The sequence below is a fragment of the Phenylobacterium sp. genome, assembly GCF_041919955.1.
GTDB lineage: Bacteria > Pseudomonadota > Alphaproteobacteria > Caulobacterales > Caulobacteraceae > Phenylobacterium.
On the sequence record NZ_JAYRSU010000038.1, the window covers coordinates 1 to 19,096 of the forward strand.

General features: G+C 66.4%; 20 protein-coding genes. 9 read left to right on the top strand and 11 right to left on the bottom strand.

Features of this window, described 5'->3' with window-relative positions:
• On the top strand, nucleotides 1–252 hold a 252-nt coding region (locus tag ACE3T2_RS20470), incomplete at its 5' end, for an AGE family epimerase/isomerase (protein ID WP_374660824.1).
• A 3-nt stretch (nucleotides 253–255) separates the two neighbouring features.
• Here the strand turns inward: ACE3T2_RS20470 and ACE3T2_RS20475 are convergent.
• The 4 genes from ACE3T2_RS20475 to ACE3T2_RS20490 all read right to left on the bottom strand — a co-directional run bounded on the left by ACE3T2_RS20475 (nucleotide 256) and on the right by ACE3T2_RS20490 (nucleotide 5,189).
• The gene (locus ACE3T2_RS20475) at nucleotides 256–1,278 is read right to left on the bottom strand and encodes an NAD-dependent epimerase (RefSeq protein ID WP_374660826.1); all 1,023 of its coding nucleotides are present in this window, start codon (nucleotides 1,276–1,278) and stop codon (nucleotides 256–258) included.
• A 31-nt stretch (nucleotides 1,279–1,309) separates the two neighbouring features.
• On the bottom strand, nucleotides 1,310–3,397 hold the full coding sequence (locus ACE3T2_RS20480; RefSeq protein ID WP_374660828.1) for a polysaccharide biosynthesis protein: 2,088 nt from the start codon (nucleotides 3,395–3,397) through the stop codon (nucleotides 1,310–1,312).
• Between the two features lie 60 nt (nucleotides 3,398–3,457).
• A complete protein-coding gene (locus tag ACE3T2_RS20485) occupies nucleotides 3,458–4,153 on the bottom strand; it encodes a TorF family putative porin (protein WP_374660830.1) in 696 nt (231 codons plus the stop codon).
• Between the two features lie 232 nt (nucleotides 4,154–4,385).
• Nucleotides 4,386–5,189, bottom strand: a complete 804-nt coding sequence (locus ACE3T2_RS20490; protein WP_374660832.1) for an SDR family NAD(P)-dependent oxidoreductase — start codon at nucleotides 5,187–5,189, stop codon at nucleotides 4,386–4,388.
• Nucleotides 5,190–5,271: 82 nt separating this feature from the next.
• Here ACE3T2_RS20490 and queF point away from each other — a divergent pair, with 82 nt between their 5' ends.
• Entirely contained in the window at nucleotides 5,272–5,727 is a 456-nt protein-coding gene (queF, locus tag ACE3T2_RS20495; protein ID WP_374660834.1) for a preQ(1) synthase, read from the top strand.
• 283 nt (nucleotides 5,728–6,010) lie between these two features.
• On the opposite strand, the gene ACE3T2_RS20500 is transcribed toward queF, so the two are convergent.
• The gene (locus tag ACE3T2_RS20500; RefSeq protein ID WP_374660836.1) at nucleotides 6,011–6,622 is read right to left on the bottom strand and encodes a nitroreductase; all 612 of its coding nucleotides are present in this window, start codon (nucleotides 6,620–6,622) and stop codon (nucleotides 6,011–6,013) included.
• A gap of 77 nt (nucleotides 6,623–6,699) precedes the next feature.
• Here ACE3T2_RS20500 and ACE3T2_RS20505 point away from each other — a divergent pair, with 77 nt between their 5' ends.
• Nucleotides 6,700–7,314 carry an NUDIX domain-containing protein gene (locus ACE3T2_RS20505; RefSeq protein ID WP_374660838.1) on the top strand — a complete coding sequence of 205 codons (615 nt, stop codon included), beginning with the start codon at nucleotides 6,700–6,702 and terminating at the stop codon, nucleotides 7,312–7,314.
• 28 nt (nucleotides 7,315–7,342) lie between these two features.
• Nucleotides 7,343–8,173, top strand: a complete 831-nt coding sequence (gene cysE, locus ACE3T2_RS20510) for a serine O-acetyltransferase (protein WP_374660840.1) — start codon at nucleotides 7,343–7,345, stop codon at nucleotides 8,171–8,173.
• Here the strand turns inward: cysE and ACE3T2_RS20515 are convergent.
• Together ACE3T2_RS20515 and ACE3T2_RS20520 are read right to left on the bottom strand one after the other, a co-directional pair.
• On the bottom strand, nucleotides 8,161–9,318 hold the full coding sequence (locus tag ACE3T2_RS20515) for an MFS transporter (protein ID WP_374660842.1): 1,158 nt from the start codon (nucleotides 9,316–9,318) through the stop codon (nucleotides 8,161–8,163). The two genes, cysE and ACE3T2_RS20515, sit on opposite strands and share 13 nt — an antisense overlap.
• A 150-nt stretch (nucleotides 9,319–9,468) precedes the next feature.
• Nucleotides 9,469–10,539 carry a beta-N-acetylglucosaminidase domain-containing protein gene (locus ACE3T2_RS20520; RefSeq protein WP_374660844.1) on the bottom strand — a complete coding sequence of 357 codons (1,071 nt, stop codon included), beginning with the start codon at nucleotides 10,537–10,539 and terminating at the stop codon, nucleotides 9,469–9,471.
• 153 nt (nucleotides 10,540–10,692) lie between these two features.
• Here ACE3T2_RS20520 and ACE3T2_RS20525 point away from each other — a divergent pair, with 153 nt between their 5' ends.
• Nucleotides 10,693–10,884, top strand: a complete 192-nt coding sequence (locus tag ACE3T2_RS20525) for a DUF3126 family protein (RefSeq protein ID WP_374660862.1) — start codon at nucleotides 10,693–10,695, stop codon at nucleotides 10,882–10,884.
• A 147-nt stretch (nucleotides 10,885–11,031) separates the two neighbouring features.
• Here ACE3T2_RS20525 and ACE3T2_RS20530 read toward each other — a convergent pair whose 3' ends face one another.
• Both ACE3T2_RS20530 and ACE3T2_RS20535 read right to left on the bottom strand, forming a co-directional pair.
• A complete protein-coding gene (locus tag ACE3T2_RS20530; protein WP_374660846.1) occupies nucleotides 11,032–11,163 on the bottom strand; it encodes a hypothetical protein in 132 nt (43 codons plus the stop codon).
• 191 nt (nucleotides 11,164–11,354) lie between these two features.
• Nucleotides 11,355–12,119 (bottom strand): PhoH family protein, encoded by a 765-nt coding sequence (locus ACE3T2_RS20535; RefSeq protein WP_374660848.1) that lies wholly within the window; start codon nucleotides 12,117–12,119, stop codon nucleotides 11,355–11,357.
• 321 nt (nucleotides 12,120–12,440) lie between these two features.
• Here ACE3T2_RS20535 and ACE3T2_RS20540 point away from each other — a divergent pair, with 321 nt between their 5' ends.
• Together ACE3T2_RS20540 and ACE3T2_RS20545 are read left to right on the top strand one after the other, a co-directional pair.
• Nucleotides 12,441–12,971, top strand: a complete 531-nt coding sequence (locus tag ACE3T2_RS20540) for a gamma carbonic anhydrase family protein (protein ID WP_374660850.1) — start codon at nucleotides 12,441–12,443, stop codon at nucleotides 12,969–12,971.
• Nucleotides 12,972–13,030: 59 nt separating this feature from the next.
• On the top strand, nucleotides 13,031–13,813 hold the full coding sequence (locus ACE3T2_RS20545) for an enoyl-CoA hydratase-related protein (RefSeq protein ID WP_374660852.1): 783 nt from the start codon (nucleotides 13,031–13,033) through the stop codon (nucleotides 13,811–13,813).
• On the opposite strand, the gene ACE3T2_RS20550 is transcribed toward ACE3T2_RS20545, so the two are convergent.
• Nucleotides 13,810–14,769: a helix-turn-helix transcriptional regulator gene (locus ACE3T2_RS20550; protein WP_374660854.1), complete on the bottom strand. Its 960-nt coding sequence runs from the start codon at nucleotides 14,767–14,769 to the stop codon at nucleotides 13,810–13,812. The two genes, ACE3T2_RS20545 and ACE3T2_RS20550, sit on opposite strands and share 4 nt — an antisense overlap.
• 82 nt (nucleotides 14,770–14,851) lie before the next feature.
• Here ACE3T2_RS20550 and ACE3T2_RS20555 point away from each other — a divergent pair, with 82 nt between their 5' ends.
• On the top strand, nucleotides 14,852–15,433 hold the full coding sequence (locus ACE3T2_RS20555) for a hypothetical protein (RefSeq protein ID WP_374660856.1): 582 nt from the start codon (nucleotides 14,852–14,854) through the stop codon (nucleotides 15,431–15,433).
• On the opposite strand, the gene ACE3T2_RS20560 is transcribed toward ACE3T2_RS20555, so the two are convergent.
• A complete protein-coding gene (locus tag ACE3T2_RS20560; protein WP_374660858.1) occupies nucleotides 15,430–17,070 on the bottom strand; it encodes an ATP-binding protein in 1,641 nt (546 codons plus the stop codon). The two genes, ACE3T2_RS20555 and ACE3T2_RS20560, sit on opposite strands and share 4 nt — an antisense overlap.
• 210 nt (nucleotides 17,071–17,280) lie before the next feature.
• On the opposite strand from ACE3T2_RS20560, the gene ACE3T2_RS20565 reads away from it, so the two are divergent.
• On the top strand, nucleotides 17,281–18,939 hold the full coding sequence (locus ACE3T2_RS20565) for a choline dehydrogenase (RefSeq protein ID WP_374660860.1): 1,659 nt from the start codon (nucleotides 17,281–17,283) through the stop codon (nucleotides 18,937–18,939).
• Nucleotides 18,940–19,096: the final 157 nt, after the last annotated feature.

The following is a 19,096-nucleotide window of genomic DNA, read 5'->3' on the forward strand; positions in this document are numbered from 1 at the left end:
GTCCGGGAGGCCACGGCCCGAATCTGGCCGCAAACCGAGCACCTGAAGGCGGCGCTCAAGTTCGGCGGCGAGGAGGATCAGCTGAACGCCGCTTCGGCCTTGAGGCTCTACCTCGAGACCCCGGCGCCCGGCGCCTGGCATGACAAGCTGCGGGCGGACGGAACCTTCATCGACGAACCGTCGCCGGCCACGTCATTCTATCACGTCCTTTGCGCCTGCACTGAGCTGTTCAAGGGGCGGGCAGCCTCCTAGTGGCTAGTTCGCGCCCACTCGAAAGTAGTCGACATACCAGTCGACGAAGCGACCCACGCCGACTTCGATCGGCATGGACGGTGCGTAGTCGAGAGCCGCCTGGGTGTCGGTGACCTCGGCTTCGGTCCGCGCGACGTCCCCCGGCTGCATGGGCAGCATGTTGAGTTGCGCCTTGCGGCCCACCTTCTCCTCCAGCACCTCGATGTAGCGCATCAGCTCCATGGAGCGGCTGTTGCCAAGGTTCAGCACGCGCCATGGCGCAACGCCGCTCGTGGCGGGATCCGGAGCGAGCGCGTTCCACGCCGGATCGGCTGCGGGCGCGCGGTCGAGCGCTGCGACCACGCCGGTGACGATGTCGTCGATATAGGTAAAGTCGCGCTGCATCGCGCCCTCGCCGTAGACGTCGATGGGCCGCCCGCGAAGGATAGCATCGGTGAACTTGAACAGCGCCATGTCGGGACGTCCCCACGGGCCGTAGACCGTAAAGAACCGCAGGCCGGTGCTGGGAATGCCAAAGAGGTGCGCGTAGGCGTGCGCCATCGCTTCGTTCGCGAGCTTGCTGGCCGAGTAGAGCGTGATCGGGTGGTGCACCGGATCGTGCACCGACGAGGGGAACTTCGCGTTCGCGCCGTAAACCGTGCTCGTGGAGGCGAACACCAGGTGCTCGACGTGGGCGGAACGGCAGCCCTCCAGGATGTTGGCGAACCCGACCAGATTCGAATCGACGTAGGCGGCCGGCTGTTCGAGGCTGTAGCGGACCCCGGCCTGAGCGGCGAGGTTGATCACCCGATCAGGCTTGGTCTGCGCGAACAGCGCGGCGACGGCGTCGCGGTCGGCGAGATCGATAGTTGAGTGACGATAGCCTTCGCGGGCTTCCAGCCGGGCCAGGCGGGCCCGCTTCAGGGTCGGGTCGTAGTAAGAATTGAGGTTGTCCAGACCCACGACTTCGTCACCCCGGTCCAGCAACCGATGAGCGACGTGTGAGCCGATGAAGCCGGCCGAGCCGGTGACCAGAATGCGCGCCATGGGAACGACTTAGACGCTCCCGCCGCGCGCGTCACGCATTGGAGACGACCCGAAGGGCTGGAAGAGGGGGCTTCTCGCCGCGGATCTGGGCCACAATGTCGAACAGCCGCGCGCGCACCTCGTCCATCTGGCCCTTTTCCGCCAGGGCCTCGAGCTCGATGAGGTGATTGCCGGTAATGCGCAGCGCGGAGGCGGAGACGACCTCCATGACCTTGGGCGCGCAAGGCAAGGAACGCTCGGTCTCGTCCAGCAGGGCCTCTGTCAGCTTTTCGCCCGGGCGGAGACCGGTGATCTCGATATCGATGTCGCGGCCGGGGACGTGGCCGGAGAGGGCGATCATCTGACGCGCGAGATCCATGATGCGAACCGGCGCGCCCATCTCCAGGAGGAACAGGCGGGCGTGAGTGTTTACCGCATCGTCGGCGCAGGCGGCAGTCGCGTGAAGCACGAGCTGAGTCGCCTCCGGAATGGTCATGAAGAACCGCTCGATGTCCTCGTGGGTCACGGTCACCGGGCCGCCGCGCTCGATTTGCGAGCGGAAGATCGGCACCACCGAGCCGGCCGAGCCGAGGACGTTGCCGAAGCGCACGGCGCAGAAACGCGTACCACCCTGGGCGACCTGCTGTGCCTGAATGACCGACTCCGCAAGGCGCTTGGTCGCGCCCATCACGTTCGATGGATCGACGGCCTTGTCTGTTGAGATCAGCACCATCTGGGCTGCGCCGCACGCCTTGGCCGCCTCCGCGACGTTCCAGGTGCCGATCACGTTGGTCAGCACGCCTTCGCAGGGATGGCGCTCGACCATCGAGACGTGCTTGAGCGCCGCGGCGTGGAAGACGAGGTCCGGCTTCTCAGCATGGAACGCCTGCTGCAGGCGCGTAGAGTTGCGGACGTCGCAAAGGAGCGCGCGACGCGACAATTGCGGCCAGGTCTCGCCCATCTCGCGGTCGATCTCGAACAGCGAGGTCTCGGAGAAGTCCATGAGCGTGATGTGCGCGGCTTGGAACGCGGCGACCTGGCGCACGAGTTCTGCGCCGATGGAACCGCCAGCCCCGGTGATCAGCACGCGGCGGCCGTGGATCAGGTGGCCCACCGCGGCGCGGTCGAGCTCGATTGGGTCGCGGGCCAGGAGTTCCTCGACGCTGATCTCGCGCATCGGCAGCAGGACCATGCTGTCCTGATGAGCGAGTTCGACGATGGACGGCAGACGCAACAGGCGGATGCCGTCGTTCTTCAGTCGGCCAAGGATATCGGCGGTCAGGCCCTTCAGGCGGGCCGGTTCGTCCAGGAAGAGGATGGCGCGCGGATAGCGGTTCCAGCGGCGCAGATCCGCAAGGGCCGCGTCGAGGTTATCGAGGCTTTCCAAGACACAGACACCGCGAACCTGCTGCCCGACGTCACGGGCGTCCGAGCCGACAATGCCGACCGGGGTCCAGGCGTGATCGTGGCGTCGCGCGGCGTCGCGCAGGTAGGAGTCCGCCAAGGCGGGCGGGCCGATCAGCAGAAGGGCTGGGGCTTGGGGAGCGCGATCCTTGACGGGTTTCAGCGGGGCGAAGCTGTCGAGCGCATGCTCATGCAGGGCGCGGCGCACGATGCGTGCGCCCATCGAGCCGACCATCTGGAAGACGACTGACATGGCCAGCGCCGAGCGCGGCAAGCCTTCGGCCCGATTGAACACGAAGACGGCCAGCAGGAAGACCCCCGCCGTCAGGAAGGCCGTGCGCGCCAGGACGAGCGCATCGGGAATAGAAACATAGCGCCAAGGCGACAGTTCGCGACGGAAGAAGGTCGAGAACACGGCGGCGAGTCCGCCGTAAAGTCCAACGAGCTGGAGAAGCTTAAGTGTTGGAAGTCCAGGAGCAGCGACGTCGAGGAATTGGCCAGAGGCGAGCAAGTAGGCGAGGGTGAAAGCGCCAGCGGCGATTAGTGCATCGACGACGACGGTTTGGGCCCGATTGGCCATCTGCTCCATGAATCGCGCTCCGCGTCTCGTCAGAAGTGGCAACATAGACGCGTCAACGCGACCGTCCAATGAAACTCCGACACGAGAAATTCGCTCCCAAGGGGAAGACTGTTTTTTCGCCGTGCGACAATCTGGCCCTACATTGCTTTGAGCCAAAATAGAAGAGCCGCCCCATTTCGGGGGCGGCTCGAGCTCACGCCGAAGCGGTTGCTGTCTTTAGAACGCGGCCTTGACCGAGAGCACGACGCGGCTGTCGTAAATGTCGCCGAACTTGTGCTCGTCAGTGTCGTGGTAGCGCAGATCCAGACCGACGATGTCGTTCAGGGCGTAGCCGACGCCGAGATTCCAGGTGGTGTAGTCGCCGTCATAGTCGACGTCCTGGTGGCCGATGGCGCCCGAGATGGTGAACTTCTCGGCGACCGGGACCGAGCCGTTCAGCTCGACATAGGTCGCATTGCCGGTGCCGCCATAGAAGTCGTTCGACCAGTAGAGGGCCGCGCCCACGGTGGCAGGGCCGATCGGAGCCGAACCGGCGAGCTTCCACTCGACATAGTCCTGGTTCGAGCCGGACGGGGCGTTCATGTAGCCGTAGTAGACGACACCCAGGTCCAGCGCGACCGGGCCAAGCTGCGGCTTCACGCCAGCGTACAGGTCGAATTCGCCGTCGGTCGAGTTGTTGAAGTCGACGTTGGAGATCCAGGCCCCGGCGTAACCCACGCCCCAGAGCGTGGTGTCGACGCCGGCGAACACCTGGTAGTTCTCGTCGGTCTGGCTCACGCCGCGGAAGACGTAGTCGGTGGCCGCGCCGACATTGAAGGAGAAGTCGAACACATCGCCATCTTCGGCGAAGGCGACGCCGCCCATGGCGATGGTCGCGGCGGTGACGATGAGAGTGGTCTTGAGAGCGTTCATTAGTTTTGTATCCCCATTATCAGATCGGCTTTCGCCGAGCGTCGAACCGAGGTCGCCATGGGGGCGAGCGTCAGATCAACGGCGGCGGCGCCGATCACCCGCGCTACGTATTCGCTGTTCGATTTTTGAGCGTTAACAAAACCTGGCGCCGGCCTTTTAGGCGGAGCTCTGTGTTCTTTCTGTCACGGCGGTGTCACTTGAACGCCCCGGCCACGCCACCGGGGCGTTGAGGTCAGCGCATGGCCAGCGGCGCATAGCCGAGGTGGGTTCCGGCATCGACCAGAAGGGTCTCGCCAGTGACGTGGCGCGATGAAGTCGAGGCGAGGAAGACGGCGGCGGCGGCGATGTCTTCGGCGCTCGACGCCGCCTTCAGAGGCGTGCTGGCCGCTGTGCCCTCCCGGATTTTCCGGGCGCGCTCGGCGCCCACACCCTTGCCGAACCACGGCGTGTCGATGAAGCCGGGGCAGACCGCGTTCACCCGGATGTGCGGTGCGAGGGCGCGGGCCAGCGAGAGCGTAAGGGTGTTCATCGCGCCCTTGGAGGCGGCATATGGCACTGAGGAACCGATTCCGGTCACGCCGGCGATGGAAGAGGTGTTCACGACCGCGCCGGGCCGCTCGCCCGCCTCAAGCAAGGCGCGGGCTGCGCGCACCATCTGGAACGCCCCTATGACGTTGACGCTGTAGAGATTGAGGAAGTCCTCAGCCGACACCGCCTCAAGGTCGGCATGGTTGGGCGCGAACTTCGTGACCCCGGCGTTGTTGAACAGCGCGTCGATCCGACCATAGGGCGCGGCGGCCGCGGCGATCCGGCGGCAGTCCTCGTCGGAGGCGACGTCGCCCTGAACCAGCACGGCTTCGGCGCCCTGGTCGCGCACCTGGCGGGCGGTCTCCTCGGCTTCATCGGCGCTGCGCGCGTAGTTCACGATAACCGCCTTGGCGCCGCGAGCTGCGGTTTCAACGGCTATGGCGCGGCCCAGGCCGGTCGAGGCGCCGGTCACCACCACCACGAAGTCCTCGAAATCCCTGCCGGCCATGTGATCCTCCTCTTGTTCTAAGCGAACCTTGATAGCCGCGGGTTTGGTTGCCGCAAGGCGCCGCGCGGGATAAATCGCGTCCATGGATGAAATGCACCTGACCCAATTGGGCCGCGAGGTTCGCGGCTTCGCCAGTCCGGAAGAGGCGGTTCTAGAGCGCGTACCCAATCCGCAGGTCGACGTCCTCTATCTGGCGCGCTTTACAGCGCCCGAGTTCACGTCGCTGTGCCCCGTCACCGGTCAGCCGGATTTCGCCCATCTCGTCGTCGACTATGCGCCGGGCGAGTGGTTGATCGAGTCCAAATCGCTGAAGCTGTATCTTGGGGCCTTCCGCGATCACGGGGCCTTTCATGAGGATTGCACCGTGGCGATCGGGCGCAAGATCGTCGAGGTGGCGGCGCCCCGCTGGCTGCGCATCGGCGGCTATTGGTATCCGCGGGGGGGAATCCCCATCGACGTCTTCTGGCAGACCGGCCCGGCTCCCGATGGACTTTGGGTTCCCGATCAGGGCGTGCCGACGTATCGTGGGCGAGGATGAAGGATAATTAGTCGCATCGATTGACAATCGTCCTAACTCGGACGGTTGATCGGTTCATGTTCCGTTGTCGATAAGAGTATTCGTATCGCCGAATACGAAACACTACCTTGGGTGAGCTTTCCGCCAAGTGCTCGGCGGCGTCGGTTTCCGGCGCGATCCAGCGCACATCGACTAGCGGCGCTCGCGCCGGTGTGCTATGACGACATCGCCCATCTCTCCTCGGGCGTGTCACATCAGGCCGGGCGGCGCGCCATCGCCGTCCGGCCGCCGTGTTTTCAGGGACTTAGCCGACCCAACGCGTGGTCAGGGCTTTTGGATCCGGTCGCTCGCGCTCGAGGGGCGGCTCCTTGGCCGTGCCGAGGAAGATGAACCCTGCCACCTGTTCGCCAGCAGACGCGCCCAGGATCGCCTTGGCTTCGGAGTCGTAGGCGTACCAGTCGGTGATCCAGTTGGCGCCGTAGCCCAGGGCCTGGGCCGCGTAGAGCAGAGTAGTGCAGACCGCGCCGGCTGAGAGCTGTTGCTCCCATTCGGGAATTTCGTGCGCGCGAGGACTGGAGATGACCGCGATCCCAAGCGGAGGGGTCTTCAGCTTGGCCAGCTTGGCGACTGCGCGCGCATCGCCGCGAGCGTTGGCTAGGTCTTCCAGGCGCTGGGCGAAAGCGGCCTTCGCTCGCGCGTCCAGGATCACGAACCGCCAAGGCGACAGCTTGCCGTGGTCCGGCACGCGCGCGGCCAGGGCGATCAGGGCTTCGATCTCGTCTTCTGTCGGCGCCGGCCCGGTCAGGGTCACCGCCGAGGTCGACCTGCGTGTCGCCAGGAAGCGCAGCACTTCCGGCGTCGGATGCAGTTCAATGGGCGCGCCGAAGGCCGGCGCCGCGGGGAGGTCGATGGACAAGGGTGGCGTCTCGCTGAGAAAAGGCCGGGCGCTCTTATTGGGGAGCGGTGAGCCAATCTGCAAGGAAAGTTGCGAGCATGTCGCAAAAACCGGCCTGGCTTTCAACGCACGGAACTCCGTGGAGCCGCGGGAAAGCCAGGATCGTCTATGACAATCCGTGGATATCGGTGAGTGAGCACCAGGCAACCGCGCCGACCGGCGTCGCCGCCCTCTATGGCCTGGTCTCGTTTAAGAATCTGGCCCTAGCGGTGTTGCCCATCGACGAGATGGGGCGTGTCGTTATGGTCGGCCAGCACCGCTTTCCGTTTGGCGACTACAGTTGGGAGATTCCCGAGGGCGGCGGGCCGAAGGGCGAGGACCCAATGGACGGCGCGCGGCGGGAACTGGCCGAGGAAGCCGGCCTGGCGGCCGCGGAATGGCGGGAAATCCTCCGCATCCAGCTCTCGAATTCGGTGACCGACGAACTCGCGGTCGGGTTCCTGGCCACCGGCCTGTCGCCCGCCAGCGGTGGGGAACATGTCGACGACACCGAGGATTTCGCTCTCGCGCGGGTTCCGTTCCGCGAGGCCCTGGATGCAGCCATGGCCGGCCATATCCGCGACGCCTTAACGGTTGCGATGCTGCTGCGGGCCTACCACATGGCCAGAGAAGGGCTTTTGTCGGACGCGCTCGCGCGCGCCATGCTAGGATAAGGGGACGTCCGTGGGACGGGAGGAGCCTTTGAGCCAACGTCTGGAAGTCATTGACCCATCAGCCGCGCCGCCGGTCTGGGCGTCGCTGCGCATGGAATCCGAGCGGGCGGCCAAGGCCGAGCCGACGCTCGCCTCGCTGCTGAACGCGGTCGTGCTGAGCCACGAGGACCTGGGCGCGGCCCTATCCTATCAGCTCGCGCGCAAGCTAGGCGACCAGGAGCTGCGGGCGATGAGCCTGCGCGAGCTGGCCGACGCGGCCTATCGGGCCGAACCGCGGCTGGTCGAGGCCGCCGAGGCCGACTTGAAGGCCGTCTTCGAACGCGATCCGGCCTGCAAGGGCTACGTCCAGCCCTTTCTGTTCTTCAAGGGCTTCCAGGCGTTGCAGACACAGCGTGTCGCCCACTGGCTGTGGCGTCAGGGCCGCGAGACGATCGCGCTGTATCTGCAGAGCCGCATGTCTGAGGTGTTTCAGGTCGACATCCACCCGGCGACCAAGATCGGCTCGGGGGTCTTCATCGACCACGGCACCGGCATTGTGATCGGGGAGACCGCAGAGATCGGCGACGACGTTTCACTGCTGCAGGGGGTCACCCTCGGCGGCACGGGCGCCGAGCGCGGAGACCGCCACCCGAAGATCGGCAAGGGCGTGCTGCTGGGCGCGGGCGCTAAGGTGCTGGGCAACATCAAGATCGGCGACTACGCCAAGATCGCCTCGGGTTCGGTGGTGCTCAAGCCTGTGCCGGCGCACTGCACCGCCGCCGGCGTGCCGGCGCGACTGGTCAATTGCCCGACCTGCGAGGAGCCAGCTCGCAGCATGGACCACACCCTGGCGGACGCGGTGTACGACTACGTGATCTGAGCGGCCGGCTGCGGCGAGCCGTAGGCGCGCCGCAGGAGTATGAAGGCGCTGGCCGTTCCAAGCAGGGAGGCGGCGATCGCCGCCGACAGCGGCAGTCCCGCCCAGATCAGGCCGGCCGCCACCAGGCAGCCGGTCGCACCGCCCACATCCCATCCGCCCTCCGCCGCAATGTGGAAGCGCAGCGGGCAGGGCGACCCTTTCGACAGATTGTAGACCGCGGTCATCATGGTCGGGGTGTAGAGCGCCACCACCACCGCCCCGGCCGCATTGGCGAGGATCGCCGTCGCAGGGTGCTGATAGGCCCAGGCCCGCGCCAGGATGGTCGCCGCCATCACCCCGCAAGCCAGCCAGACCGCGCGCCGCCCATGACCGGCGTCGATGAAGCGCCCCAGGGCCATGCCGCTGATCGCTCCGACGACCGCAGCCAGCGCCATAGCGCCCCCGAAGGCGGTGAAGCTCTCCTTCAGGGACAGGAATAGCGCGATCTGCCAGACGAAAACGTAGCCCATGGCTGTCCAACCGTCGGCCAGGAACAGCAGCATGCCCGGAACGGCGGCTTTGAGCGCTTCTGGCGCTTCCTGCGCGACCTGGACGTTCGGCGTCCAGAGCAGGGGCGCGGCGGATAGCATCAGCACGACACAAGTGGCTCCGAACGCGACCCGGGGACCCAGGGCGACCAGCACCCAGCCGGTGAGGAGGGGGGCGGCGACGCCGACCATGGCCGAGGCCGCCTCACGCACGCTGATCTGGTGGCCGCGATGCTCGGCGTCGCCCAGCGAGGCGAAATAGGCGTGGTAGGCGGTCCAATAGAAGGTGTCGCCGATCGACGAGACCAGGCAGACCAGGGCAAGCGGCCAGCCGACGCCCTGCACCTCCGCCAGCAGCGGGTACTGCAGGGCGGTGATGATCGTGCCGGTGATGACCAGCGGCTTCAGCCCGAAGCGGCGGCCGAGCGGCAGGATCGCCGGGCGAAACAGGAAGCGGCCGATCAGGATCGCGGCCATGGCGGTCAGCACGCCGTACGCCGGGACGCCGGACTTGAGCAGGAACGCGGCGAAGAACGCGCCGCCGCCGCTGAGGGCGAGCGCGTGAACGCCGTAATGCAGGTTCAGAAGATTGACGGTGGAATTGCGGAAGAACGCCATGCGGCGGCTCCTTGGCAGGAACGGTCCCACACGCCGAGGCGCGGCGCGGTCGAAGAGCGACGATCGGGAAGGCTCAACCGGCCACTGGAGGGGGCTTTCAATCTTTCCGCAGACTTGCGCGACCGAGCCTAGGCCCGCGGCCGGCCAGGCTCAAGTCGCTTCGATCTCGGCTAGGCTGATGTCGTAGGCGCCGTCGAGCCAGGCCAGGATTTCGCTGGCGGCGGGATGATCGAACCGCTCGTAGCGCGCCCGCATCCGCGTGACGTTCTCCTCGGTCAGGCGGTCGCGGCCGAAGCCCTGGAACTGGGTCGTGTTGCGCAGGACGGCCTGGGCCAGGTCTTCGCCTAGCACCTCGCGCGCGGCCCGCAGGAACGCCTGGCCGTATTCGTAGTCCTCGCCGCGCATGTAGCTTTCGGCCAGGGTGATGGCGGGAATCTGCGCGAGCGTCGGCTGCAGCGCCGGGTTCACCGCATGAGCGGCGACGTGCTGCGCGTTGGCCGCCGGCCGGCCGGTGAAGCCCCGCACATGCAGGAAGGGCGACATCAGCGGCCCGTCGTTGACCGGATAGTTGTCCCATAGGAAGGGCTTGCGCTGAAGCTGGCGCTCGACGCGGCGCAGGTGCCCTGGGCTGAACTCGCGAGAACAGACCTCCTCGCCGGTCCAAAAGATCTCGATGGCCGGATCAAGCAGCGCGCCGAGATCTTCCAGGTAGTTCTCCGGGCGCTGGCCGAACACCCGGTCGAGGATCGGGTCGTCGGTGTAGTAGGACGGGCAGATGATCACACGCGTGGCGCTGGTGCGCTCGGCGATCCAGTGGACGATCCGCGCCTGACTGGCGGCAAGGTCGGGAAGGTCGCCACGCATATCGTCGAACAGGATCGCCAGGTCGTCGAGGCCGAGTCCGTCCAACTCCGCCAGCTTGGCGGCAAGCGCGGCCTGGGTCTCCTTGCCGAAATCGCGATAGATCTCGTAGGGGCTAAGGCCGATGCCGAAGCGGACGCCGCGGTTGCGGCAGAAAGCCGAGAACGCGCGAAGCTCGGCGCTGGTATCGGCCGAATGGGCTTCCTGCCAGCGGCGGCGCAGGAAGGGATCGCTCTTCGGCGCATAGTGGAAGAAGCCGTAGCCGTGCGGCGCCAGGCGGTCGACCACGTCGCGCCGCGCCCCCCACGACCAGGGTTTGCCGTAGTAGCCCTCGATGATCCCCAGTTCGACGCCCGACACGTGACTTGCTCCCCTTACCTCCTCACGACACTAGCGGCCCGCCCGGCGGCGTCCCCAGCTTTTTCGAAACCGAGCGCTTTGCGCGACGCGGCAAACCGCATAGTTTCGCCGCCGAAATCGACGAAGGAGCCCAGCGTGCTGGACGAAAAGACTATGCGCCGCGTTGAAGGTCACCTGCGGGGCACCTTCGCCAATGCGCGGATCACGCTGGTGCCGCGGCCCAAGCAGAAGGATTCGGCCGAGGTTTATATCGGCGAGGAGTTCGTGGGCGTGGTCTTCGAGGACGAAGACGGCGACGGCTCGTTCATGTTCGAGATGGCCATCCTGGCCGAAGACCTGCCGTAAGGTCAGTTCTGCAGGCGGGGCGCGGAGAACGCGTCCTGCCCCAGCACCAATGTCGCGCGCCGTCGGTGGGCGAGACCGCCTGCAAGGTCCGCAGGCGCATGAGATCCGGATTATCCTTGAACAGCCGCGCCGCATTGGCGAGCGACCTCAGCGAGGCATGCTCCGCACGCGCGCGCTCCAGTAAGGCGATGGCGTCTCCGGCGGCAGCGTCCGCCGGAACGTCCCGTTGACGTAGAGCAGAGCCACTTCCCAGGGATAGACGGTCTCGGTCTTCCGCATCCGCAACGCCCCTGCGCACCCGCCCTCCTGACGCCACGGCCTGCGGCGAGAGCCGGAAGCTCGCGGGGCCGTGAGGCGGCGGCTGCCTCTCGGCCGGCCCCCTAGGCGATTATGGATCTGCGGACACCCGCAAACGCGAACCGCCTCCGGAGGGCTCCGGAGGCGGTGCAAATCGTCGGTTCAGACGCCGGCTAGAGCACGCCGAGCATCTCGGCCACCAACGGGTGGCGGACGATGTCGACATCCTTCAGCCGGACGACGGCGATGTTGGGGACCGCATCGAACTTGTCCGCCACCGGCCCGAGGCCCGAAAGCTCGGGCAGCAGGTCGGATTGCGCGGGGTCGCCGGTCACGACCATGGTCGAGTGCCAGCCCAGGCGAGTCAGCAGCATCTTCAGTTGGCCATAGGTGCAGTTCTGCGCCTCATCGATCACGACGAAGGCGTTATTCAGCGTGCGGCCGCGCATGAAGCCGACCGGCGCGATCTCGATGGCGCCTTCCGCCATCAGCGAGCGGACCCGCTTCATCGACAGTCGGTCGGAGAGCGCGTCGTAGAGAGGCCGCAGATAGGGGGCGAGCTTGTCCTCGGCGTCGCCGGGCAGATAGCCGATCGACTCGCCAGCCTCGACCGCCGGGCGCGAGAGCACAATGCCGCCGACGCGGCCGGCTTCGAGCGCTTCCACCGCCTTGGCGATGGCCAGATAGGTCTTGCCGGTGCCGGCCGGGCCGAGCGCCATGACCAGATTCTTGGCGTCGATGGCGTCCATCAGCGCCTGCTGGCCTGGGGATTTGGCTTTTATGGTCTTGAGATATCCCTGATCGCGGTCGTCGTTGTGATGGGGGAGGGGAGACCAGGCGCGATCCACCGGCAGGCGGCGGACTTTCGCGTCATCCTCGAACTGGGCGGCGTCGAACGCGCCTTCGCGCAGTTGTCGCTTCAGAGCTCGCTTGGTCATCTAGGCCTCCATAGGGGCAAGAAAAAAGGGCGACGCCGAATAGGCTCGCCCTCGAGGATGGATCAGAATTGTATTGGAACGGCGACGTCGCGCGCTGCGGCCCGGAGGCCCGCCTTCGCTCGATGATCCAGGCGGGAAACCCCGCCGTAGCAGACGCGACACCTTGTACCCCGCCCAAAAACACAGGCCGCGAACCGAGCGCCGACTCGCGGCGAGATGCGCGAGGGCTTATGGCCCTCTCGAATCGCATCACTAGAATGATGCTAACTTGGTTGACGAATTATTAAATGTCGCTGTGAGTGCAATAAACGAGGTGTACGGATGAGTGTCTATAACTTGGGCGATGTGGCGCCGGAGCTGCCTTCAGAGGACGAATACTGGATTGCGCCTAACGCGGCGGTTGTGGGGCGGGTGATTCTCAAGAAGAACGCTTCGGTGTGGTTCGGTGCGACACTTCGTGGCGACAACGATCCGATCACGATCGGCGAGAACTCGAACGTCCAGGACGGCAGCGTCCTGCACACCGACACGGGCTATCCGCTGACCATCGGATCCAATGTCACGGTTGGGCATATGGTGATGCTGCACGGCTGCACGATCGGCGACGGTTCGCTGATCGGGATCGGATCGATCGTGCTCAACGGGGCCAAGATCGGGAAAAACTGCCTGATCGGCGCGAACTGCCTGATAACCGAAGGCAAGGAAATCCCTGACAATTCGCTGGTCATGGGCGCGCCTGGCAAGGTCGTGCGCGAACTTTCGGAAGACCAGGCGCGGACGATGAGCGCCGGGGCGCTGCACTACGTCCAGAACTGGAAACGCTATCGGGCAGGCCTGCGTCCGATCGCTTGACGGACGCAGCGGCGCCCCGGCGAGCCTGGGCGTCTGAAAAGCAGCAGGGAGGGCCGCCGATGGCCTACGAGTTCATCCGCGTGGACCGCGAGGGTCCGGTCACAATCTTCACCCTCAACCGCCCTGAGGTGATGAACGCGCTGCATTCGCCGGCGCATTTCGAGCTGCACGAAGCCTTCGACGCTTTCGCCGCCGACCCGGACCAGTGGGTCGGCATCGTGACCGGGGCCGGGGACCGGGCGTTCTCGGCCGGCAACGACCTTAAGCACCAAGCGGGGGGCGGCGGCATGGCCAGCCCGCCCTCGGGCTTTGCGGGCCTGACGTCGCGCTTCGACCTGACCAAGCCGCTGATCGCAGCGGTGAACGGCGTGGCCATGGGCGGCGGCTTCGAGATCGCTTTGGCCTGCGATCTGATCATCGCCTCGGCGAACGCCACCTTCGCCCTGCCCGAACCGCGGGTCGGTCTGGCCGCCCTGGCCGGCGGACTGCACCGCCTGCCACGGATGATCGGTCAGAAGCAGGCGCTGGGCATGATCCTTACCGGCCGTCGCGTATCGGCCGCCGAGGGGCAAGCGCTTGGATTCGTGAACGAAGTCGTGGGTCCCGACGAACTGATGGGGGCCGCCAAGCGCTGGGCCGCGCAGATCTGCGAGCTGTCGCCGATGTCGATCCGCGCCTCGAAAGAGGCAGTCTACAAAGGGCTCGACGAACCGACTTTGGAGGCGGCGATCAAGGGGCAGGCCCGCTACCCGGCGGTGGCGGCGCTGTTCAAGTCCGAGGACTTCGTCGAGGGGCCGATGGCCTTCGCTCAGAAGCGCGCGCCCAACTGGAAGGGCCGCTAGGTCCGGTAGAGGGCGGCCATACGCTCGGCGACTTGCGCCATCGCCGCGCGCAGGTCGACCGGCGACTCGACCTCGATTTCCGGACCCAGCCGCATGAGCTGCTCGGCCGCGTTGTCGACCGTCTCGATGGGGATGGTCGCACGCCACCGCCCATCGGCAGCGCGCTGCGCTGACGATAGCGCTAACCTGCCGACCGCATCGCTGATCTCACCCAGGCGGCGCAGGCCGTGGTCGGTTGCCAGCACCACCGCTTCGCCGCGAACCAGACTCGCCTCGAAACGGGCCTGGTGCTCGCGCCAGAACCCCGCCAGATCGAATTGCGTGGGCCGTTCAAAGGCTTCGCCCAGGTCCAGGCGCCTGATGTTGGACAAGCGATAGGTGCGGGCCGAACCCTTGCTCAGAGCGACGAGGTACCAGACCCCGGCCTTCATCACGAGGCCGAGCGGCTGGAGCGACCTCTCCACCAACCCGTCCCAGCGTTCATATTCGACCTTGATCGCCCGCGAAGACCAGACGGCGTCGGCGACCGCCGGAAGTAAGTCTAATGACTCCGAAGCCCGATACCACCCGACCGGGTCCAAGTAGAACCGAGTATTGACCCTCTCGGCCCCCTCACGCGTATCGGCAGGTAAAGCGGCCAGGAGTTTCAGTTTCGCGCCGATAAGCGCCTCGCTGAAGCCGAGGTCGCGGGCCGCGGTCGGCAGGCCGGCCAGGAAAAGGCTTTCTGCCTCGCTGGCCGAGAGGCCTGTCAGCCGGGTGCGATAGCCGTCGAGCAGAGAGAACCCGCCCCCGGGTCCGCGATCCGCATAGACCGGCACGCCCGCGGCGCTGAGTTGATCGATGTCACGATATATCGTGCGGGGCGATACCTCGAATTCCGCGGCCAGCTCGTCGGCGGTGGCCCGCCCGCGGAGCTGCAGGATCAGCAGGATCGAGAGAAGTCGGCTGGCGCGCATGAAATCCACCCTAGCGCAAAATACCTGACGTCAGATGTCAGGATATGCCGGTTAGACCCTTCGCAGATCCGCGGAGACCGACATGTCGCTTCCAGACCTCGACCGCCGGCTGCTGCTCGCCGCCGGCTTTTCCCTCGGCGCCGGCGGCCTTGCCTGCGCCCAACTGCCCCCTGTGCAAAGGACCACCGCCATGACCGCCGCCCACGACTTCGACTTCATGCATGGGAGCTGGGAGGTGACCAATCGTCGACTCATGGCGCGGGGCGTCGGCTCGAGCGACTGGGAGGTCTTCCCCTCGACCGAGACGGCGCAGTTGCTGATGGCCGGGACGGTTTCGATCGATGAGGCGACCTTCCCAACCAAGGGCTTCAAGGGGATGAGCCTGCGCCTCTACGACCCGGCGAAAGACCACTGGGCGGTCTACTGGATCAATTCCAAGGACGGCCAACTGCAGCCGCCGGTGTTCGGACGCTTCAGGGACGGCCGCGGGGTGTTCGCTGGCGACGACATGGATGGCGACAAGCCGATCAAGGTGCTGTTCGACTGGAGCGGGACCGACACCGCGACGCCGCGCTGGAGCCAAGCCTTCTCCTACGACGGCGGCAAGACCTGGGAGACCAACTGGATCATGGAATTCCGCAGGCCCGAGGCCCGACGCGGCTAGGCCAGGGGAAGGTCGAAGATCGCGGTGGCGCCTGCGCCGGGCTTGCTCTCCAGGCGCAGCGTTCCGCCGTGCATGGACACCAGCTCGCCCGAGAGCATGAGACCGAGGCCCCAGCCGCGGCGACGCGTCTCCTCGCCCCTGGCCTGGGCGTAGGGCTGGCCGAGCTGGGCCAAGTCCTCAGGCGCGACGCCAGGGCCGTTGTCCTTGACCTGGATGGTCAGGCGGTCGTGGCCGACAAGGCCGGAGATCTCCACGACACCTCCCGGCGGTGAGAACTTCACGGCGTTTGAGAGCAGGTTGATCAGCACCTGCTTGATGGCGCGGGGATCGGCGTGGACCTCGGGCCAGTCGCAGGGCGCCACGACCAGGCTGACGCTGCCGTCGACGGCCAGGCCTCGCACCAGGCGCAGCGACTGCTCGACGATCTTCTGGCTGGAGGCGCTGGCGGGGCTGAGCTCGAACTTGCCGGCCTCGACGCGGGCGGTGTCGAGCAGATCGCTGACCAGTTCGCTCAAGTGCGAGCCGGCCATTTCGATGGTCTGGGCGTAGTCGAGATACTTGGGATGGCCGACCGGGCCGAGGCTTTGCTTGGCCATCATGCCCGAAAAGCCGACGACCGCGGTCAGGGGCGAGCGCAGTTCGTGCGCCATGGTGGCGAGCAGAAGGGTGCGGGCGGCCATGGCGTCCTCGGCCGCCTTGCGCGCGGCCTGGGCCTCGGCGAGCAATTCGTTGCGCTCGGCCATGGCGCTGGCGACCGCGATGGGCGCGAGCGCGACCAGCATCACCCCGAGGCGCAACGACAGGAGATCGATGCCGGTCAGATGGCTCATGGCCTGGGTGGTGATCGAGAGAATCACCAGGGTCCAGACCGCGAAGGACAGCGTCAGGAGCGACGAGGCGGCCAGACCATATGTGAGGGCGCACCACAGCAGGCTCGGCACCGGAAAGGCCAGCGCGCCTGGCCCGCCGACGATCGGCACCATGGCCAGGCAGACCAGGTAGCTGACGAAGGGCGCGGCGGCGGTGAAGCGCGGCGGATCGCGGCCGAGCCGTTCGATCCCCCGGCGCATGGCTGCAAGACCCGGGAAGGTCAGGACGATGGGGAGAATGACGATGTAGTTTGCCAGTTCGGCGGCCAGCCAAACGAAGAAGCCGTGCGCGAAGCCGCCATGGAACAGGAAAACGTTAGTCACCGCGCCAAGCAGGCTGGTCAGCAGCGAGGCGGCCAGGACGATCAGCATGACCGCGACCAGGGACGAGGGCCGCTGGAGCAGCCGGTCGCGGGGGGTCAGCCGCGTGGACATCGCAAAGCCGAGGCCGACGCCGCCAAGATTGCAGGCCGACAGCATCGCCGACTTGTTCACGCTGCTGCCGGTCAAGGCGTCGGCGGCGACCAGCGCGACCGCCGCGGCGATCCACCCGCCGGCCTTGCCGAGTTGCGGGTGGCGGATCAGCAAGCCGAGCAGAACTGCATTGGCCGGCCAGAAGGCGCTGAGATCGCCGACTGGCCGCAGGAAGATTCCGGTCAGGGCCGCGGCGGCGGTTGCGCCGCCCACGACCAGCGCGGCGACCAGTTCGGCGTGGATCGCCCCCTTGTCCTCCCCCGAGCCGGCGGCGGCCATCTGATCGGCGCTCATCTGAGACATTCGAACCTGAACGGAGACTCCGACCGCCAGACTGTCACGGCCGACCTGAATTCGCCTACCCGTGAAATGGACGCATCAGCAAGGTCTTGTCGACGAAGCGCGATGGCGGCGCCCCGAAAAAAGCGCGGTTCGCCGCCTTGTTTCCGTACAGAGCTTGAGTAGGGTTGCGCCTAACTTAACAGCGTTTAGGGACGGAACGCCATGGATCGCTACGACTACGTCATCATTGGCGCGGGGTCTGCCGGGTGCGTGCTCGCCAACCGGCTGACGGAGGATCCGAACGTGAAGGTCCTGCTGCTGGAGGCCGGCGGCAAGGACAACTCCATCCTGGTGAAGATGCCGGCCGGGGTCGGCTCGCTGATCGGCAAGGCCGGGACTTACAACTGGGGCTTCTGGACCGACGCCGAACCGAACCTGGAGGGGCGCAAGCTGTGGTGGCCGCGCGGGAAGGGCTGGGGCGGCTCGTCCTCGATCAACGGCATGATCTATATCCGCGGCCACGCGCGCGATTACGACCAGTGGCGCCAGATGGGGCTGCAGGGCTGGTCGTACCGTGACGTGCTACCCTACTTCAAGCGCTCGGAAGCGCTGGAAGGCGGTGGCGACGCCTGGCACGGCGGGCAGGGGCCGCTGAAGGTTTCCAAGGCCTCCACCCCCAACCCGATCTATTCGGCGACCATCGAGGCCGGGCGTCAGGCTGGCTTCAAGGTGACCAGCGACTTCAACGGCTTCCAGCAGGAAGGCTGGGGCCCATACCAGCTCACCATCCATGACGGCCAACGGTGGAGCGCGGCGCGCGGCTACCTGCATCCGGCGCTGTCGCGCTCGAACCTGACCTGCATCACCGGGGCGCGGACCAGCAGGATCGTGATCGAGAACGGCCGGGCGACCGGGGTCGAGTACATCGACGCCAAAAGCGGTCAGAAGAGCGTCGTGCACGCGGACAAGGAAGTGCTGTTGAGCGCCGGCGCGGTGCAGTCGCCGCAGATCCTGCAGCTGTCGGGGATCGGCGATCCTGAGGAACTGGCCAAGTTCGGCATCCCGGTGGTGAAGGCGCTGAAGGGCGTGGGGGCCAATCTTCAGGATCACCTTGACGTCTGCATGTCGTGGGAGTGCCCGCAGCCGATCACCGCCCACTCGCTGCGCAAGGGGCTGATCAAGACCCTGGCCATCGGCATGAACTACGCTTTCTTTGGGAAAGGGCTGGGCCGCCAGCAATTCCTGGAATCGGGTGCGTTCCTGAAGTCGCGGCCGGATCTCGACCGTCCCGACCTGCAGGTGCACACGGTCGCGGCGATCATGCAGGACCACGGCAAGGTGGCGGTGCCGAAGGACGGCTTCACCTTCCATATCTGCCAGCTGCGGCCCGAGAGCCGGGGGCGGATCGGACTGCGCTCGGCCAATCCGCTGGACGATCCGGCGATCCTGGCGAACTACCTGGCGACCGAGGAAGATCGCCGCGCCCTGCGCGAAGGTGTGAAGATGATGCGCAAGGTGGCCGCGCAGTCGGCGCTGGATCCCTATCGGACCGAAGAGCTGTTCCCCGGCAAGGACGTGCAGAGCGACGAGCAGATCGACGCCTGGATCCGCAAGCACGCCGAGACGATCTATCACCCTGTCGGCACCTGCAAGATGGGCGCGGACGGCGACGAGATGGCGGTGGTCGACGGTGAACTGAAGGTCCGCGGGATCGAAGGCCTGCGGGTGGTCGACGCGTCGGTCATGCCGACCCTGGTGGGCGGCAACACCAACGCTCCGACCATCATGATCGCCGAGAAGATCTCGGACGTGATCCGCGGCCGCGCCGCGCTCGCGCCCGAGGATGCGCCTGTCTACGAGGATGGAGCCAAGGCGGCGTAGGGGCAGGGAGTGATCTTTTCCTTCCCCTTCATGGGGGAGGTGGATCGCGGCGGCAGCCGCGAGACGGAGGGGGCGGCTCACCCCCTCCACCGGCTACGCCGGTCCCCCTCCCCCATAAAGGGGGAGGAGAGGATGCGAGAGCGTTTTCTTTAATTTA

Excerpts from the sequence above, each read along its gene's own strand:
- ACE3T2_RS20475 (WP_374660826.1), bottom strand. The coding sequence starts at position 1,278 with ATGGCGCGCATTCTGGTCACCGGCTCGGCCGGCTTCATCGGCTCACAC.
- ACE3T2_RS20485 (WP_374660830.1), bottom strand. The coding sequence starts at position 4,153 with ATGAACGCTCTCAAGACCACTCTCATCGTCACCGCCGCGACCATCGCC.
- ACE3T2_RS20490 (WP_374660832.1), bottom strand. The coding sequence starts at position 5,189 with ATGGCCGGCAGGGATTTCGAGGACTTCGTGGTGGTGGTGACCGGCGCC.
- queF (WP_374660834.1), top strand. The coding sequence starts at position 5,272 with ATGGATGAAATGCACCTGACCCAATTGGGCCGCGAGGTTCGCGGCTTC.
- ACE3T2_RS20505 (WP_374660838.1), top strand. The coding sequence starts at position 6,700 with ATGTCGCAAAAACCGGCCTGGCTTTCAACGCACGGAACTCCGTGGAGC.
- ACE3T2_RS20515 (WP_374660842.1), bottom strand. The coding sequence starts at position 9,318 with ATGGCGTTCTTCCGCAATTCCACCGTCAATCTTCTGAACCTGCATTAC.
- ACE3T2_RS20525 (WP_374660862.1), top strand. The coding sequence starts at position 10,693 with ATGCGCCGCGTTGAAGGTCACCTGCGGGGCACCTTCGCCAATGCGCGG.
- ACE3T2_RS20530 (WP_374660846.1), bottom strand. The coding sequence starts at position 11,163 with ATGCGGAAGACCGAGACCGTCTATCCCTGGGAAGTGGCTCTGCTCTAC.
- ACE3T2_RS20535 (WP_374660848.1), bottom strand. The coding sequence starts at position 12,119 with ATGACCAAGCGAGCTCTGAAGCGACAACTGCGCGAAGGCGCGTTCGAC.
- ACE3T2_RS20540 (WP_374660850.1), top strand. The coding sequence starts at position 12,441 with ATGAGTGTCTATAACTTGGGCGATGTGGCGCCGGAGCTGCCTTCAGAG.
- ACE3T2_RS20545 (WP_374660852.1), top strand. The coding sequence starts at position 13,031 with ATGGCCTACGAGTTCATCCGCGTGGACCGCGAGGGTCCGGTCACAATC.
- ACE3T2_RS20550 (WP_374660854.1), bottom strand. The coding sequence starts at position 14,769 with ATGCGCGCCAGCCGACTTCTCTCGATCCTGCTGATCCTGCAGCTCCGC.
- ACE3T2_RS20555 (WP_374660856.1), top strand. The coding sequence starts at position 14,852 with ATGTCGCTTCCAGACCTCGACCGCCGGCTGCTGCTCGCCGCCGGCTTT.
- ACE3T2_RS20560 (WP_374660858.1), bottom strand. The coding sequence starts at position 17,070 with ATGAGCGCCGATCAGATGGCCGCCGCCGGCTCGGGGGAGGACAAGGGG.
- ACE3T2_RS20565 (WP_374660860.1), top strand. The coding sequence starts at position 17,281 with ATGGATCGCTACGACTACGTCATCATTGGCGCGGGGTCTGCCGGGTGC.